The 17,730-nt window shown below is 63.4% G+C and carries 11 protein-coding genes; 4 read left to right on the top strand and 7 right to left on the bottom strand.

Features of this window, described 5'->3' with window-relative positions:
* The first annotated feature begins 137 nt into the window (after nucleotides 1-137).
* Nucleotides 138-299, top strand: a complete 162-nt coding sequence (locus tag ACJ8HA_RS05600) for a hypothetical protein (RefSeq protein WP_162837924.1) — start codon at nucleotides 138-140, stop codon at nucleotides 297-299.
* Nucleotides 300-321: 22 nt separating this feature from the next.
* Here the strand turns inward: ACJ8HA_RS05600 and ACJ8HA_RS05595 are convergent, their stop codons facing one another.
* Nucleotides 322-1,215, bottom strand: a complete 894-nt coding sequence (locus tag ACJ8HA_RS05595; protein WP_197812609.1) for a LysR family transcriptional regulator — start codon at nucleotides 1,213-1,215, stop codon at nucleotides 322-324.
* Between the two features lie 84 nt (nucleotides 1,216-1,299).
* Here ACJ8HA_RS05595 and ACJ8HA_RS05590 point away from each other — a divergent pair, with 84 nt between their 5' ends.
* Nucleotides 1,300-2,076, top strand: coding sequence for an NAD(P)H-dependent oxidoreductase (locus ACJ8HA_RS05590; RefSeq protein ID WP_025302865.1), 777 nt, complete (start codon nucleotides 1,300-1,302; stop codon nucleotides 2,074-2,076).
* 15 nt (nucleotides 2,077-2,091) lie between these two features.
* Here ACJ8HA_RS05590 and ACJ8HA_RS05585 read toward each other — a convergent pair whose 3' ends face one another.
* Both ACJ8HA_RS05585 and ACJ8HA_RS05580 read right to left on the bottom strand, forming a co-directional pair.
* On the bottom strand, nucleotides 2,092-2,742 hold the full coding sequence (locus tag ACJ8HA_RS05585; protein WP_075200609.1) for a LysE family translocator: 651 nt from the start codon (nucleotides 2,740-2,742) through the stop codon (nucleotides 2,092-2,094).
* A 92-nt stretch (nucleotides 2,743-2,834) separates the two neighbouring features.
* Nucleotides 2,835-3,389, bottom strand: coding sequence for an NAD(P)H-dependent oxidoreductase (locus ACJ8HA_RS05580; RefSeq protein ID WP_043137298.1), 555 nt, complete (start codon nucleotides 3,387-3,389; stop codon nucleotides 2,835-2,837).
* Between the two features lie 102 nt (nucleotides 3,390-3,491).
* Here ACJ8HA_RS05580 and ACJ8HA_RS05575 point away from each other — a divergent pair, with 102 nt between their 5' ends.
* Entirely contained in the window at nucleotides 3,492-3,851 is a 360-nt protein-coding gene (locus ACJ8HA_RS05575; RefSeq protein WP_033643111.1) for a winged helix-turn-helix transcriptional regulator, read from the top strand.
* 4 nt (nucleotides 3,852-3,855) lie between these two features.
* On the opposite strand, the gene entS is transcribed toward ACJ8HA_RS05575, so the two are convergent.
* Genes entS through fes form a run of 4 tightly spaced genes read right to left on the bottom strand, consistent with a single transcriptional unit; the run spans nucleotide 3,856 to nucleotide 15,321 of the window.
* Nucleotides 3,856-5,139 carry an enterobactin transporter EntS gene (gene entS, locus ACJ8HA_RS05570; protein ID WP_043137289.1) on the bottom strand — a complete coding sequence of 428 codons (1,284 nt, stop codon included), beginning with the start codon at nucleotides 5,137-5,139 and terminating at the stop codon, nucleotides 3,856-3,858.
* 58 nt (nucleotides 5,140-5,197) lie between these two features.
* A complete protein-coding gene (locus tag ACJ8HA_RS05565) occupies nucleotides 5,198-13,708 on the bottom strand; it encodes an amino acid adenylation domain-containing protein (protein WP_442515244.1) in 8,511 nt (2,836 codons plus the stop codon).
* Nucleotides 13,709-13,759: 51 nt separating this feature from the next.
* Nucleotides 13,760-13,984, bottom strand: a complete 225-nt coding sequence (locus tag ACJ8HA_RS05560) for an MbtH family protein (protein WP_197812604.1) — start codon at nucleotides 13,982-13,984, stop codon at nucleotides 13,760-13,762.
* Nucleotides 13,985-14,013: 29 nt separating this feature from the next.
* On the bottom strand, nucleotides 14,014-15,321 hold the full coding sequence (gene fes, locus ACJ8HA_RS05555) for an enterochelin esterase (RefSeq protein ID WP_260514854.1): 1,308 nt from the start codon (nucleotides 15,319-15,321) through the stop codon (nucleotides 14,014-14,016).
* A gap of 201 nt (nucleotides 15,322-15,522) precedes the next feature.
* Here fes and ACJ8HA_RS05550 point away from each other — a divergent pair, with 201 nt between their 5' ends.
* A complete protein-coding gene (locus tag ACJ8HA_RS05550; RefSeq protein ID WP_442515243.1) occupies nucleotides 15,523-17,712 on the top strand; it encodes a TonB-dependent siderophore receptor in 2,190 nt (729 codons plus the stop codon).
* Nucleotides 17,713-17,730 lie beyond the last annotated feature (18 nt).

The following is a 17,730-nucleotide window of genomic DNA, read 5'->3' as shown; positions in this document are numbered from 1 at the left end:
TCCACCGGGCGATGGGCAACCGTCGCCCGGTCATGCGATATGCGATCCGGTTCTTAGGATATGAGTTTTAAGTTTTTCCCATTCGGTTTAGCGGCGATTACTATCACCCTCAACGTAATCAACGATCCGGAGGGAATATGCAAAAGCTCACTCGTTTTCTGGCCCTGCTCGGCGAGCTGATGATCGAAAAAGCCGACGATGTCGCGCCACAGGCTACTCAGCCAGACGATCGCGACGACGCGTTGCCACCGCGCCTCGAACGCGGCGTTCCGCTGGCCGACCGCTTCCTGTTCATGTAATTTCCCGCGCTGTTTAACCCGCTTACACTGACCGCACGATATGTTCGCGCAGCCACCGGTGAGCGGGATCTCGATGCGATCGTTCGTGCCACAGCATGGTCATTTCAAACCCCGGCACCGCCAGCGGCGGCTCGAGTTGTTGCAATAAAGGCTGGTTGCGCACCAGCCGCTCCGGCAGCATCGCCACCAAATCGGACTGCGCCAGCACCGAGATCACGAAGAGAAAATGCGGCACGGAAAGCACCACGCGCCGCGTCAGCCCCACGTCCGCCAGCGCTTGGTCGGTGATGCCGTAGAAACCGCCGCCGTCCGGTGAGACCATCACCTGCTCCAATTGGCAAAATTGCGTTAGCGTCAGGTTTTCATGCAGTTTAGGATGGCCGACTCTGCCCACCAGCACATAGCGTTCACTGAACAGCGTGCGCTGACGCAAACCGGGCGGCGCCCCTTCACGGGTGTGAAACGCCAGATCGATCTCTCCCTGTTCCGCCAGTTTGGCGATGCGTGACGGCGCGGTTTCCAGCACCGCCAGCCGGGTGCCGGGCGCCGCCGTGCGCAAACCGTTCAGCGCCGGCAGGACGATGGTGGATTCGCCGTAGTCGAAGGCGGCCACACGCCAGGTATCGGTCGCCACGGCGGGATCGAACGGCGTCGCCGGCGTTACCGCCAACTCAAGCGCCGCCAGCGCCTGGCGCAGCGGTTCCCGCAGCTGCTCCGCTCTGGCGGTAGGACGCATGCCGCGCGGGCCGGGCAACAGCAGCGGATCGTCAAAGATCGCCCGCAGTTTGGCGAGATGCACGCTGACCGCCGGCTGAGAGAAATTGAGCCGCTGCGCCGCGCGCGTAACGTTGTGCTCCGCCAGCAGCGCGTCGAGCGTCACCAGCAGATTGAGATCCAGCCGCCTTAAATTATTCATGGTTATACCTGGGATAACGGTAATTCATTTCTAATATACCTTGTGACGCCCTAACCTGCAGCTCTCACACCAAGGAGAGTTGCTATGAATGTGCTGATTGTTTACGCCCACCCGGAGCCGCAGTCGCTGACCGGCTCACTGAAAAACTTCGCCGTTGAGCGCCTGACGCAGGCCGGTCATCAGGTACAGGTGTCCGATCTGTACGCCATGAAGTGGAAAGCGGCACTTGACGCCAACGACAGCCTGGAAGGTGCATCAGGGCCCCGTTTCGATCCTTCGTTGGATTCCCAGCGCGCGTTTGCCAACGGCGTGCAGAGCGCCGATATCGAACGGGAGCAGCAAAAATTGCGCTGGGCGGACGCGGTGCTGCTACAGTTTCCGCTGTGGTGGTTCTCGATGCCGGCGATTCTGAAAGGCTGGTTCGAGCGTGTCTATGCCTATGGTTTTGCCTATGGCGTCGGTGAGCATTCCGATACGCATTGGGGCGACCGTTACGGCGAGGGTATGTTGGCGGGCAAACGGGCGATGCTGATCGTCAGCGCCGGCGGGTGGGAATCCCATTACGCCCCGCGCGGTGTCAACGGGCCGATCGACGATATCCTGTTTCCGATCCAGCACGGCATACTGCATTACCCGGGATTCGAGGTGTTACCGCCGTTTGTCACCTATCGTGCCGGAAAGACCGACGAGACGCGCTTCGCCGCCCTGTGTGAACAGCTCGGACAGCGGCTCGATAATCTGTGGCACACTGAGCCGATTCCGTTTCGGCGGCAGAACGCCGGTGACTACCTGATCCCGCAGCTGACGCTGAAAGCACATCTCGCGCCGGGGCAAGACGGTTTTAGCATTCACCTGAAATAGCGCGAACCGCTCCTCTTATCGCGGCGCTGACGCAGCGCCGCCCCCGAGGAGGAGTTTGGCGCCCAATCCCATCATGACCAAGCCCGTAAATCTCTGCTGCCACACCAACAACCTAGGATTGCGGGCGAGCCATTGCCCCACGGTGCCGGAGGCCATAGCGACAGAGCCCAGCGAAAGGATCCCGGCCAGCTTCTGAATGGAACCTAAAACGAGCAATTGCAACCAAACCGGCCCGGTTTCAGGGTTAACAAACTGCGGGAGGAAAGCAAACATGAACAGCAGCGACTTAGGGTTGGTCAGGCTGTTAATTGCCCCTTCTTTCACCGCCTGCCACCCGGTCATCATCCGGGGTTTCAGCACGGCATCGGAACGCTGCCGGCTTACCTTCAGCATTTTTATCCCCAGCCAGACCAGATAGGCGGCCCCAACCCAACGCAATACGTCCAACGCCAGCGGATAACTATGCAGCAGCGTGGCGAGGCCGAGCACCAGCATGGAAACCTGCACCATACCGGCGACAAAAACCATGCCGAAAACATTGAGCAGCGCGATGCGACGGCCTTGGCCGATACCCCGGGCCAGCGTGAGCATCATGTCCGGTCCGGGAGAGAGTTCCAGAAGGGTGAGTGCAACAAGAAAAGCAATAAACGTTTCGGCTAAAGGCATGGGGGTTATCACCGGCGAGTCAAAGGATACGGCAATCATATTCCTCCCCGGACATTCGCAACAGCACTATCAGGCGCATCCGGGGAGTGTCGTTAACTCAGGGCGGCGAGAAATGCCTGATAGCCTTGCGCGCTGCTATCCAATTCGTGGGATTGCAGCGGTTCCACCGTCCCGTCCGAAGCGGCTTCCTTGCCGTAAAAGGCAAAGAACGAGGCATAATCAGCCCGCACGTAATCGGCGGTCACTTCAAACGGCCGGAAGATCTCCTCCAGCGAGTAGCGATAACGCCCTTCACGCGCGTAATCTTCTGCGCGCACGCCCGCCGTGACCGCCAGCGCCAGTTTCTTGTTCTGCATCTTATAGCCGCTGCGGGAACCGTAGGCCCAGCCGTAAGTGAGCACGTCGTCCAGCCATTTTTTCAGCAGCGGCGGGCTGCTGAACCAGTAAATCGGGAACTGCAGCACGATGTTGTCATGCGCTTCAATCAACTGCTGTTCTTTGGCGACGTCGATCTGCCAGTCCGGATAGGCCTGATGCAATTCGTGCACGGTATACCGCTCCGGATAGCGACGCAGTTCCTCCAGCCAACGTTTGTTAACCACCGAGTTCGCCATATCGGGATGGGCCACGATCACCAAGGTTTTCATACTGATTTCTCCAGTCAGGTGTTTCGACGCATCTTAGGGTATGCTGACAGAATGTAAAATACGCACACTCACGATACATACTTACCTTGGAGAAAGTATAAAATGACCGCCGAATCTCACTGCAGCCCAACGGGCATCAGTCTCGAAGACACCGGCTATGGCTACACCCTGTCGGTGATCAACGGCAAATATAAAATGATAATTCTCTACTGGCTGGCGCTGTATAAGCCGGTATTGCGGTTCAACGAACTGCAGCGCTGCATCGGCACCATTTCGTATAAAACGCTCAGTTCGACGCTGAAAGAGCTGGAAAAAGATCGGCTAGTGGTGAGAAAGGAGTATCCGCAGATCCCGCCCAAGGTGGAGTACAGCCTGTCCGAGCGCGGGCGTTCGCTGATCCCGGTGATCGACATGATGTGCGACTGGGGAGAGCGGCACCGGCCGGAACAGCCGGCGCCGTGAGGGGTTAGTTGTCCGCCGCCGCTGAGGTTGCCGGAGCGGGATCGTCGTGCTCAACCAACGCGTCCGCCGGCCGGCACTGGCGCAGCGTACGTACGCTGAAAGCCACCAGCACGCCGAGCACGGCGGCGAATGCACCAAACGACAGCACGCTCATCAACGGGGTGAACACCCTGCCCAGTACGCCGAGCCCCAGCGCACCGATCGAGTCGCCGGTCACGTCCTGCGCGGTGCCCAGGCTGTTCACCCGCCCAAGCAAATGATCCGGCGTGTTGCTCTGGATCAGCATGAACTGCAGAAGTGAGGCGATAGCGTTGGCGTAGCCGTAGCACACCAGCGCCAGCAGCGCCGGCGCCAGGTGGCTGAACAGCCCCAGTGACGCGATGGCGGTGAACGCGACGATAGCGGCGACCAGGATCAGCACGCCAGGGCGAGCGTATCGCCCCACCCAGCCGCTGGTCAGCGCGCCCAGCATCGCACCGAGCGGCACCGCGGAGTACATCAGGCCGATAGAGGACGCGCCAACGTGGTAAGCGTCCTGCGCCAGCGCCGGGAACAGCACCCTGACGGCGCCGACGATGCTCATCAGCATCCCCAGCAGCACCACCGAGCCGACCACCTTATTGCGCCAGACAAACTGGAAGCCGCTGGCGAGCGCACGCAGCGGGTGTTCCGGCTCCTGCTGCTGCGGCAGCAGCGTCGGCAAGCGCACCAGCGGGACCAAGGTGCCCAGCGTCCCTGCCGCCGCGACGGCGAAGGCGAGACCGACACCCCCGAACACGATGATAATCCCGCCCAGCGCCGGTGCGAGGATCGCGCCGATGCGCACCGTCACCATGCTCAAGGCCCCCGCCGCCGCCAGGTTTTCACGCCCGACCAGCAGCGGGATCACCGCCATCAGCGCCGTCATACCCAGCGCGCCGAAGAAGCCGTCCCAGGCCGCCAGCAGGTAGAGCGCCCACAGCGACGGTGCCGGGGCGAAGGCGTTCAGGCTCAGGGCGACAAAGCCCAGCCCGCAGGTGCCGCGCGCAAACAGGATAAGCTTGCGGCGATCGTAGCGATCGGCCAGCACCCCGCCCAGCATCAGGCCGATAAACATGCCCACCCCGTCCAGCGCCACCGCCACGCCCACCTGCAAGGTGGAGCCAGTCATCGCCTGGATCTGAATCGGCACCCCTACCGCCAACATGCCGAGGGAAAACACCGACAGCATGCGGGCGCAGAAAATCGCGCGAAAATGCGCATTGCTTCTCAGCAAACTGAAATCAAGAAAAAAAGAAGGTCTGGCCATAGTGTCCTGCATAATGTTTTTGTACGGGCCGGGACGCACGTCCCCCGGCCCGGTTGCGTTATACCAACCCGTATTGCCGCGTCAGCAGCTCGTGCAATAGCGGGCCGAGCGTCTCCAGCGAAGCCGGCGACAGAATGTCCGCGTGTTCGCAGCGCTGGTGATGGCAGATCAGCCCATCCAGATACGGCGCCCACACGGCGTCGATATCCATCTCCGGCGGCAGCGTCTGGTCGGCGACAAACAGCGTTGCCGTGCCGTGGAAACGCTGGCTGCGCGCCTGGGACAGAATGCGCACCGCATCGCGGTAGTTGGCGACGATGCTGTCGAACATCGCCGCCTTCTCCGCCATCAGCGCCGGATCGCCATGATCTTCCGCCATAAACTCGGCCTGCTCCTGCGCCACCTCTTTCTGCGCGTCCTCCTCGCTGGGGCCGGTCCAATCCTGGCCTTCCGGCGGATAGGTATCCAGCATGCCGAGGAACGCCACCTCTTCACCCTGCTGCTGCAGGCGCGCGGCCATCGAGTGTGCCAGCGTGCCGCCGAGCGAATAGCCCAGCAGGTAATAAGGTCCCTGCGGCTGCAGGCGGCGCAGATTGGCCAGATGACGATCGACCATCTGCTCAATGTCCTCGCAGGTGGCGATAGCGCCATCCGGCCTTGGCGACTGTAGGCCGATGATCGGGTAGTTCCCCGGCAGATAACGGCTCAGCCCCGAGTACTGCCAGGCGAAACCGGAAGCCGGATGCAGGCAGAACAGCGCGGGGCCTTGACCCGCCCGCAGCTGCAGGCACTCGCCGACGCCACGGCTCTCGGCCGAGTTGGCGGCCTGCGCGTCATCGAGCAGGTGCGCCATCTTCTCTAGGCTACGGGCAAACATGATCTGCCCGACGCTCAGTGGCCGAGGGACGCGCCGACGCAGCTCCGCCGCCAGACGCATCGCCAGCAGCGAATGGCCGCCCAGCGCGAAGAAGTCGTCGTCGGCATACACCGTCTCACGCCCCAGCAGTTCCCCGAACAGCGCTGCCAGCAGGCGCTCGCTGTCGCTCTCCGGCGTGCGGCCGCTCTGGTGGCTCAGCTGCGGCCGTGGCAATGCCTTGCGATCCAGTTTGCCGCTGGCACTGAGCGGGAAGCTGTCGGTCATGACATAGCTGACCGGCATCATGTGCGCCGGCAAACGTTGCTCCAGCGCCTGATGCAGCGCGCCGGTATCCAGCGTCACGCCCGGTTGGGCGATCAGCCAGGCAACCAGCTGGCGCATATCGGCCCCGCCCAGCCCCGTCGCGCCCTCGCCCAGTTCGATGGCGTGCACCGCCGCTTGCGCTACCCCCGGCTGTGCCAGCAGCGCCTGCTCGATTTCGCCCAGCTCGATACGCTGGCCACGGATCTTCAGCTGATCGTCGCTGCGCCCCAAATACTCGACGCTGCCGTCTTCCAGCCAGCGGGCGATATCGCCGGTGCGATACATGCGCGCGCCGTTGCCGGCGGGATCGGCGACAAACCGCTGCGCCGTCAATCCCGGCCGATGCAGATAACCATCGGCCAGCTGAATGCCGCGCAGGTAGAGATCGCCGGCGCAGCCGACGGGTACCGGCCGCAGCATGGCGTCGAGAATGCTCAGTTGGGTGTTCCAGACCGGTTTGCCGATCGGCACGCCGGCGCCGTTCACCGCCGCCAATGCCGCGCCGGACGCCGGTTGATAGGTGACATCGACCGCCGCCTCCGTCGGGCCATACAGGTTGTGCAGCGGTGCGGTAACCAACGCCTGATAGCGGGAAGCCAGTTCACACGACAGCGCTTCGCCGCTGCAGAACACGCGTTTCAGGCTGGCGGCGGCGCGCTGTGGCGCCCGCTCGTTCAAGGCCTCCACCCAGATAGCCAACATGGATGGAACGAAATGCAGCGTGGTCACCCCATAGTCGTCAATCAACGTCGTCAGCGCCTGCGGATCGCGGTGCGCCTCCGGCGGCGCCATCACCAGGCGCGCGCCGACCATCAGCGGCCAGAAGAACTCCCAGACGGAAACGTCGAAGCTGCACGGCGTTTTCTGCAAGACCACGTCCTGCGCATCGAGCGCATACTCGTGCTGCATCCAGAACAGGCGGTTGACGATCGCCCGGTGGTTCACCACCACGCCTTTCGGCCGCCCGGTAGAGCCGGAGGTATACAGCACGTAGGCGGGATAATCGCCGTTCCCCGCCGGTGGGCGCGGCGCCGGTTCGCGCCCGCTGTCGTCCAGCACATCGAACCGCAGCGTCGGCGCCAGTGCGGCAAAGCGGGCGTCCAACGCGCTTTCGGTGATAATCAACCGTGGCTTGGCGTCCTCCACCATGTAGGCCAACCGCTCGTCCGGGTAGCCGGTGTCCAGCGGCAACCAGGCGGCGCCGGTTTGCACAATCGCCGTCAGCGCCAGGCTGAGGCGCACGGAGCGTGGTAACGCCACCGCGACGATATCGCCCGGCTGAATGCCGGCCGCCGTCAACCGTTCGGCCAACAGCGCGGCCTGGCGCTGCATGTCACGGTAGCTGAGGCTGTGCCCGGCATCCTGCAGCGCGATGCGTTCCGGCGTGCGCCGCGCTTGATCGGCGATCGCCTGATGCAAGGTGGTGTTCGCCACCGCCTGCCCGGTGCAGTTGACCGCCGCGATCAGCGTCTGTTCCTGCGGCGTTTGCAATTGCCAGCGTGGCAGCGGCAGATCCGGCTGGGCAATCCACTGTTGCAGCAGCGCCATCAGCCGCGCGGCGAAGCGCTCAGGCTGCGGCACCGAGGCACGGTACTCCATCAGCAGGCGCAGACGGTCTCCCGGCAGCACCAGCAGCGTCAGCGGATAGTGGGTATAGCCTTTGTTGTGGATAGCGTCGCAGCGCAAGGAACCTGCGCCGCCCAGCAGGGCGTCGTTGTCCGGGTAGTTCTCTACCACCAACAGCGTATCGAACAGCGTGCCCGCCCCGGCCAGGTGCTGGATCTCCCCCAACCCCAAATCGTCGTGCTCCAGCAGTTCAATCTGCCGGTGCTGCAGTTCGGTCAGCTGTTCCGTCAACGAACGGTCATGCTGCAGACGAACCCGCACCGGCAGCGTGTTGCTGAACAGGCCTACGTGTTCCTCGACCCCTTCTATCTGGCCAAAGCGGCCGGAAACCGGCGAGCCGAACACCACGTCCTGATGGCCGCAACAGCTGGCCAGCTGCAGCGCCCAAATGCCCTGCATCACGGTATTTAGCGTCAACCCGCGTTCGCGGCACAGGGTCAGCAAGCGCCTTTCCTCGGCCGGCGGCAGCGTCATTTCCAGCTCATGCACGCGATCGTCCTGCGTTTCACCGAACAGCAACGTCGGACGCACATCTTGCAGCGTCTCGCGCCAGATGCGGCGTGAGGCTTCGGCATCCCGCGCGGCCAGGCGGCGCACGATATCGGCGTAGTTCGAACGCAGCGGCGGCAGCGCCTGCTCGCCTTCACGCAAGGCCAGCATCAGATCGTTGAGCACCACCGGCGTCGACCAGCCGTCGACAATCAGGTGGTGCGCGTTAAGGAACAGCGTGTAGCGTTCGCTATCGCCGTGTTTGACCCGCAGCGCATGCAGCATTGCGCCCGGCTGGTTGAACAGATCGCGCTGCAGTTCCTGCTGCTCCAATTGATTCAGCGCCAGCGCTTCTTGTTCGGCGGACAGCGGCGGCAGCCTGTGGCTGTCCAGCGGCCAATGGCTTTCCTGCGGTATCAGCTGCAGCGGCTCACCCTCGCGGTTGAATCGGGCGGCCAGCTGCGGATGGCGGCGGATCACCACATCCAGCGCCTGCTGAAGGCGATGCGCGTCCAGTTCGCCGCAAAGGCTCAGGCGCGTCAGCGAGTTATAGCTGCCGCCCTGCTGCGCGGTCTGCGCATGGAACAGCAGGCCGTGTTGCAACGGCAACAGCGGCAGCGCCGCGGCTAACGGCCCGCACTCCCGCTCCCAGGCGCGCACCGCCTCATCGTCGGCGCCCGGCTGGGCGATCTCGGCCGCTACCAACGTCGCCGCCGCGCGATCGGGATGCCGTTCGGCAAATTCGCACAGTGCACGTACTGCTTGCTCGATGCCGCTGTGCAGCTGCGTAATGTCGCTCTCGCTGAAAATCCCCTCCAGCCAGCTCCAGTTGATCGCCAGGCACGCGCCGTCGCGCCGCTCTTCGACAAAGATATTCACCTCCAGGCCATACGACAGCGCCTGCTGCGCATCCTGCGCCACGGCGAAGGCGTCGCGGAAGCGGGTTTGGCTGCGTTGCGGCGCCCAGTTCCCCTCGTCCTGGCTGAAGCGCCCGAGGTAGTTGAACAAGATCTCCGGCGCATTGCGCTGCGCCAGCGCCGCCAGTTCGTCACGCCGCGGATGCAGATAACGCAGCTGGCCGTAACCGACGCCGCGATCGGCCACCGCACGCGTCGCCCGTTTCACCGCACGCACGGCCTCATTGTGTTCGGCGTCATGCAGTTCGATGCACAGCGGATACTCCGCCGTCAGCCAGCCGACGGTGCGGGCCAGATCGAGGCCGTCGTCCAGTTCGGCGCGGCCGTGCGACTCCAGAGAGAAACGCAGCGAAGCGGCCTGGAAACGGCGGCGGCAGGCCTGAGCCAGCGCGCACAGCATGATCTCTTCAACCTGCGCGCGGTATCCCTGCGGCAAGGTGCCGAGCAGCGCGGCGGTCAGCCGGCTGTCGATCAGCGTGCGCCGTTCGCTCACCGAGGCGAGGCGATCGGTCTGCGGATCCAGCGCGCGCCGCCCCAAACGCGGCACCTCGTCCGCCAGCATCTGCCGCCAGAACGGCAGCTCGGCTTCGCGGCGTTCGACGTCGGCCCGTAAACGCGCGGACCACTCATAGAGCGAAGTTTCTTCCGGCGGCAGCGTGATCGGCTGCCCCTGCATGGCGCCGTCGGCCACTTGACGCAGTTCGTCGAGCAGGATGCGCCAGGAAACGCCGTCGACCACCAAGTGGTGGATCGCCAGCACCAGCCCCAGGCTCTGCTCGTCGCGCTGCAACAGGATGGCTTGCATCATGGCGCCGGCCGCCGGATCGAGAAGGTCAAGTGCGGCATCAAATGCCTGTTCTGCCGCTGATTCCAGCTCACCGGACACGGTATTAACCTGCATCAGTTCACCGGCGGCGGCAGTTTCAACCACCAACTGACCGTCGCGGATCCGCGCGCCCAACGCCGGGTGTGCCGTGCGCAGTTGTTCCAACGCATCACGCAGCTGTTGCGGCTGCAGCTCGGCAGGTACGCGCAGGAAAACGCCGTGCGCGAAGCGGCGATGCATATCGCCCGTCTCGGCAAACCAGTGCAGGATCGGCAGCCCGTCGATCGGGCCTTGCTGCACGCTGCGTGCAGCCTGAGAGTCTACGACCAGCGGCTGCATCGCCTGCGCCATGCGTGCGGGGGTGTGCAGCGCGAAGATCTCGCGCGGCCGCAGCAGATAGCCTTTACGCCGCAGGGCGGTGCCCAACCCCATCGCCGAGATGCTGTCGCCGCCAAGCGCGAAGAAATCGTCGTCGGCGCCGACGCGCTCCATCCCCAGCAGCTGCGCCATGGCGCCGCAAATCAGCCTTTCCTGTTCGGTGGCCGGCTCGCGAATGCTTTGCGCCAGCGTTTCCTGCGGTTTGGGCAGCGCCTGACGGTCAATCTTGCCGTTGACGTTAAGCGGCAGCTCCGGCATCACCACCAGGATCGCCGGCACCATATAATCCGGCAGACGCTGCGCCAATTGCCCCAGCAGCTCGCTTTGCAACGTTGGCGAAGCGCGACGCGCGTCATCCTGCACCGAGCAGTAACCGATCAAACGATAGGTGGCGCCGATCGGCTCGGCGATCACCACCGCCCGCCCCACGTCCGGCAAGGCGGCCAAGGCGCTTTCCACCTCACCCAGCTCGACGCGGAAGCCGCGCACCTTGATTTGGTGATCGGTACGGCCAATGAATACCAGCTGACCCTCCGCGCTCCAGCGCATCAGATCGCCGCTGCGGTACATCACCTCGCCTTCGGCGAACGGGTTGGCGACAAAGCGCGCCGCCGTCAGATCCGGGCGCCGCAGGTAACCGCGCGCGATGCCTTTGCCGGAAATGTACAGCTCGCCCGCCGCGCCGATCGGCACCGGCTGCAGCCGGCTGTCGAGCAGCCAGACGGCGGTATTGGCGAGGGGGCGACCGATCACCGGCTGATCGGCGGCCGTGACCGGCGCGCCCAGGGTATCGACGGTGTATTCGGACGGGCCGTAATAGTTGTGGATCTCCACCTCCGGATGCTGCTGCATCAGGTTCCACAGCGTCGGCGTCGCCGCCTCACCGCCGATCATCACGAACGCCGGCAGCGGGAACTGCCCCTTCAGCAGGCCGCAGTCCACCAGTTGCGAGAAGAATGACGGCGTGATGTCCAGCAGATCGATCGGCGTCTGTTGGGTTTGTTCCAGCAGCGCCCAGGGGTCGCGGCGCAGCTCCTCGTCGAAGATAACCAGTTCGCTGCCCATCATCATGCAGAACAGCGGTTCCCAGGAGGAGTCGAAAGAAAACGAGGCGGTATGGCCGGCACGCAAGCGGCGCGCGTGGCGAGCCTGGAATTTTTCGATCGCCGGGCCGAACAGAGAGGCCTGGTGCGACAGGAACAGGTTCAGCAGCCCGCGATGCGTGGACATGACGCCCTTGGGTTTGCCGGTCGAGCCGGAGGTGTAAATCATGTAGGCGAGATGCGCCTCGCTCAGCGGCATGCGCCGCTCGTCGTCCGTTATCGGCGTGGCCTCGGCAGCCGCGCAGCGCGCCAGGCACGCTGCGTCGTCCAGGCACAATACTTGTGGCAGGTCCGGCATGTTGGTCAGCGTGGCGCGGTGGGTCAGCAACATTACCGGCCGCGCGTCGTCGCACATCAGCGCCAAACGTTCACGCGGATAGTCCAGATCGAGCGGCATATAGGCCGCGCCGCTGGCCAAAACGCCGAACAGCGCGACCAGCGTGTCCACCGAGCGCGGAATGCCGATGGCCACCACGTCTTCGGCGCCGATGCCGCTGTCGATCAGCACGCGCCCCAGCTGCATCACCCGTTCGGAGAGCTGCCGGTAGCTGAGGCGCTCGTCGCCGCAGGCCACCGCCAATGCCTCGGGCTGGTGCTCAACCTGGCGCTGGAATGCATCCATGATTGACACCATGCCCGTTGGCGGCGTCAGATCGGCGCCGCGCCCCCAGGCCGCGAGTTGCCTTAGCTCCCCTTCGCCGATCAGCGCCAGTTGAGCGTTCGGCTGGTGCGGCTGTCGCGCCAACTGCTGCAGCCAATGGCCGATGCGCTCCGCGTGATGATGCAAGGTACGCGGCGAGTATTTGGCCGGGTTGGCCACCAAAGACAGCGTCAGCACGCCGTTGCGAAAGCCGATCTCAAACTCCAAGTCATCGACCGGCCCCATCGCCAGCGTATGGGTAACGGCCGCTTGGCCGTCGAACGACAAGGCGCTGTGGTAGACCTTGACGTTGATCACCGGCCCGTACAGTTCCTGATGGCCACCGACCAGGCCGAGATCGCGCTTGATCTGCTCCGCCTCATAGCGTTGATGGCGGCGCGCCTGTTTGATCTGCGCTACGGTCGCCTGGCAGACGTCCGCCAGCGACAGCTCCGGCGTCACGTTCAGCAGCAGCGGCAGCACGTTGACCACCGGGCCGACCGCCGCCAGCGCCTGCGACCCCATCCGCCGCATGAAAGGAAAACCGACTGAGAAGCGGGTTTCGCCGCTCATGCGCGCCAGATACATCGCCAGCGCCGCCGTGACGATGTCGGCCGGTTGCAGCGCCTGCAACGCGTCGTCGCGCAGCGCTTCGTCAAACAGTGACTCCGGCAGCACCAGCACCTGTTTGAGCGGCCGGGCGCCCGGTTCAACCTCCCGGCTTTCCGTCGATAATGACAGCGGCGACGGCAGTTCGCGCAGATGCTGGCGCCAAAATTCGGCCGCCCGCTCACGTGCGGGCGACGTTTGCCATTGCTGAAACTCTTCCACTACCTTGCCGAACGGGGTAAACGGCGAGGACACCGGCGACAGCCCGTGGCGCAGCGCGCGATAGATATCGGCGATCCGGCGGGTGATGGCTTCGAAACTGAAGCCGTCCAGGGTCAGATGATGAAAGCGCTGGTACCAAAACCAACGATCGGCGCTGACGCGGACTATCGCATGGCGATAAAGCGACCGTTCGCCGTCCGCAGGCAAATCCTGCGCCAGATCGTCGTTCATCAGCGCCAGCGCCGCCTGTTCGGCGTCCGGCTGCGCGCTGAAATCGAACCACTCCGGCGCCTGTACGCGCGCAGGGTCGGCTATCAACGGGAGACGCTGCACCGGCTGGCCGTCCTGCGCCTCAAAGAACCGCGCCTGAACCGTATCCGCTTCGGCCAGCCCCTGACGGATCGCGCGCTCCAGCGCCGAACGATCGATTGCGCCGTGCAATTCGGTGTAGTGCGCCACGGCGAAGCTGTTGCGCCGCAGCGCGATTTGGTCGGCGATCCAGATCCCCGGTTGCGCCGCAACCAGCGGATAATCCCGATACTCGACCTGAGTATCCGGTAAAGAAAGCGTTTCTGACATGGTGTCTGTCCTTTCCCTCAAACGGAATGTATCGATGTGGCTGTGCGGCGATTAACGCGGCGCATCCGCCGCTTTCAGCGCCGCCGGCCGCATGTCCTGCCAGTGCGTTTCGATGTAGTCGATGCATTCGCCGCGCGACGCCGGCCCCATCAGCACGCGCCACCCCTGCGGCGTATCGGCAAACTGCGGCCACAGCGAGTACTGCTGTTGCGTGTTGATCAGCACGGAGAAACGGAGATTTTCGTCATCGAACGGGTTTTGTTGTTCCTGAGTCATTTGCCTTACCTGTCTGTCAAAATGTGGGATTACTTCATTGCGGAAAGCAGTTGGCGCACGCCGTCCACCAGGCCACCGCGCCAGCAGAGCGCATCGTGCCCGCCGGAAAACACGCGGTATTCGGCGCGGTGCCCTGCCGCTGCCAGAGCCTGATGCATCTGGCGATTAACGAATTCGATGTCCGCCTCCCGATCGCCGGCTTGCTGAATCACGGTGAGCTTGGGCGCCGCCGGGTTGCGTTGCCGAACCTGGCGTATCAGCCAGCCTTCTTCCAGCTCGTGGCGTTTTTCGAACTGGGTAACGAATTGCACCGTAGGCCACCAGAAGGAGCCGGACTGGCTCAGCACGTGGCCGAAGCGCTCTGGCCAGTGCAAACCGGCATATAACGCCGCCAGCCCGCCGTAGCTCTGGCCGGCGACGACGGTGCGCGCCCCTGCCTCGCTGAACGGTTCGCGCCGCTGCGCCTGCGGCAACAGTTCGTCGATCACCGCCTGCCAGAATGCGGCGTTGCAAGGCAGCTCGTTTTCCCGGTGTTCGCCATCGATCGCATCGATCAGCAGCCAACATGCAGGCGGCAGGTGCCCTTGTGCGGTTTCGTGCTCGATCACCGGCAACAGCGCGTGCTTTTCGATCCAGTTTTGGCCATCGAGCAGCAGCACCAGCGGGCGATTCGCTTTCATCGCCGCGTCGCCGCTGGCATACAGCCAAACTCGCCGCTGGTTATCCAGCCGTTCGCTCTGCCACTGGAAAAGCTGCAGCCGCGCCTCCTCCAGTGGCCGATCGACGGCCTGCCAGGCGCTTTGATCGTCGGCATCCGGCCCTTGCGCCAGGGATACGGGCCGCGGGCGATGAGACGGTCCCAACGAGAGACGATTCAGCGGATCGGCAATCGCCAACGGGAACAGCGATACCCACCAGGCACGCTGCTGGCGGTCGCGCAACGTTTCGTCGTCGCTGAATGCGGGGGGAAGATCCCGGTCGGTAATGGGGATCAGGCTGTAGCTACCGCGCCAGCGGCGATCGACTACGGCCGAGCCGTACCAAACGTCGGTGCCGGGGAGCCGGGTCAGGCCGCTGGGGGACGTGCTGTGGTGATCGGTAATGCCGTTGATATCGGCGTAAACGCGGCATATCGGCGAGTGCCGTTCATCGCCGGCGGGATCGCGCCATAGCCAGGTCATTTTGACGTGACTGTCATCGTGCGGTTCGACGACAGGCGTGCCCTGAGCGGCAACCTTCTGCCACCACGCGGATTGCCCTGCCGCCTCTTCACGCAGCCACTGCGCCGCCAATCCCTCACGACCGTTTTCTGGCCTCTTTTCCGGCAAAAACTCCATAGCGCCCCTTACATAACATGAGTGTCTTTTACAAAACCTGACAATCGTATTGATACTCATTATCATTTTCAATACTATTTGTCGGATTTTTACCGTCGTGCAAACACGACGTCTCCACGTCGACGGGACAAGACCGCTTGTCGGCATTTCGGGGTTTATCAGGGTGGCATGACACACAAAAGCAGGTATTCAGGAGAGATAATGAAGACTAAAAACAAAGGGATAGAAAACGCGAACGCGGAGGCGATGTCCGCCAAGCGTCTGTTGCTGGGATCGGCGCTGGCCTTATTGCCCTTGGCGCCACACGCGTCCGCCGCAGCGGACGAAACGATTTTGGTGACCGCCGACGCGCAAAACAGCGTGACCGCGCCAGTCAAAGGGATCGTCGCCAAAGAGAGCGCCGCTGGCACCAAGACCGCCACCGCTCTGCGTAAGACGCCGCAGGCCATCTCGGTGGTCACGCGCGAGCAGATGAACGACCAGGAGCCGGCGTCGGTCGCCGACGCATTGAACTACACCAGCGGGGTGATCACCACCTACCGCGGCAACTCCAACCGCAATGACGAAGTGATCAGCCGCGGCTTCCGTTATGCGCCCAAGCTGCTCGACGGCCTGCACTTTGGCCTCTCGAGCCAAAATGGCGGCGCCGGGCAGATCGATCCCTGGCTGTTGGAGCGCGTGGAGATGGTGCACGGCCCGGCCGGCGTGCTGTACGGCCAGGTCAGCCCCGGCGGCGTGGTGGTGATGACCAGTAAACGCCCCACCGCCCAGAGCATTCACGAAGTCAAATTCAGCACCGGCAACCGCCATCTGGCGGAAACGGCGTTTGATTTTGGCGGCAAACTTAACGACGACAACACCCTGTTCTACCGCCTGAACGGTATCGCCCGAACCGAACATGAGTTTGTCAAAGACAGCAAGCAGCAACGGGTGGCCATCGCCCCGGCCTTCACCTGGCTGCCGAACGAAGACACCAGCTTTACGCTGTTGACCAGCTACCAGAACGATCCGAAAGCCGGATCGCGCAACTTCCTGCCGCGCGCCGGCACGCTGTTCCCGACCAGCGCGGGCTATGTACCCTATGACTTCAACATCAGCGAGCCCAGCTTCAACAAGTCGCGGCGCGAACAGGCGTCGATCGGCTACAGCCTCGAGCATAACTTCAGCGATGCGCTGTCGTTTACCCAGAACCTGCGCTTCACCCACCGTGATGAAGACTATAAATATCTGGTTTACAACATAAACTCGACGGTCAACGACCACACCGTCACCCGCATGGCGCAGCATGAAACGCAGATGACCAACGAGTTTGGCGTGGATAACCAGCTGAAGGGGTTGTTCGACACCGGCGAGGTGAAGCACACGGTGCTGGGCGGGTTGGATTACCGCTACAGCCATATCGATTCGAAGATGTATCGCGATCGCGGTAACGATTACCCGATCGACTGGGCCAACCCGGTTCGCCCCAGCATCGATGGCAGCACGTTGGCGCTGGCTTCCAGCGATTTGAAGACGCTGAATCAGGTCGGGGTGTATCTGCAGGACCAGTTGGAGTGGAATAACTGGAACCTGCTGCTGTCCGGCCGTCAGGACTGGTCGCAGGTCAACACCCGCGATCGCACCAGCGGCGGCAAAGAGCAGACCTATAACGATGCCCAGTTCACCGGCCGCGCGGGCCTGCTCTACGCCTTCGACAACGGCATTTCACCGTATGTCAGCTACAGTACCTCGTTCGATCCTAACCTGTACCCAAGTGCCGCGGGCGCCGATCCGCTCAAGCCGACCACCGGCAAACAAACCGAGGTGGGCGTGAAGTACCAGATCCCGGGCGGCAACACCCTGCTGACCCTCTCCTGGTTCGACATCACCCAACGCAATGTGGCGTCTTACAACCGTCTCACCTCCGCCTACGAGCAGATCGGTGAGGTGAAATCCAAAGGGATTGAGGCGGAAGTGCACGCTCAGCCTACGCCGGAGATCACGCTGACCGCCGCTTATACCTACACCGACGTAGTGACCAAAGACTCCAACTCGGCGGATGAAATTGGCCACAGCCCGGCGGGCATCCCGCGCCACGCGGCCTCCGCCTGGGGCAGCTACAGCGTCCTGAGCGGTGCGCTGAACGGCCTGACCGTCGGCAGCGGCGTGCGTTACATCGGCGATGCGCCGGCCGACGCCACCGGCCAGTACGACGTGCCGCACTACACGCTGTACGATGCCATGGTGAAATATGACCTCGGCCAGGCTTCGTCGGCGCTGCGCGGTGCGGCGCTCCAGCTCAACGTGCAGAACCTGACGGACAAGAAATACGTCTCATCCTGCAGCGGCGAGTACGCCTGCTTCTACGGCAGCGGCCGCAGCATCATCGCTTCGGTCAACTACCGCTGGTAACAAAAAGGGGTGGCCAAC

The sequence above is a fragment of the Serratia sp. CY33802 genome (genome assembly GCF_052169095.1).
Classification (GTDB): domain Bacteria; phylum Pseudomonadota; class Gammaproteobacteria; order Enterobacterales; family Enterobacteriaceae; genus Serratia; species Serratia bockelmannii.
Note: the sequence above shows the minus strand (reverse complement) of the source record. Positions and strands in the feature narration are given on the sequence as shown.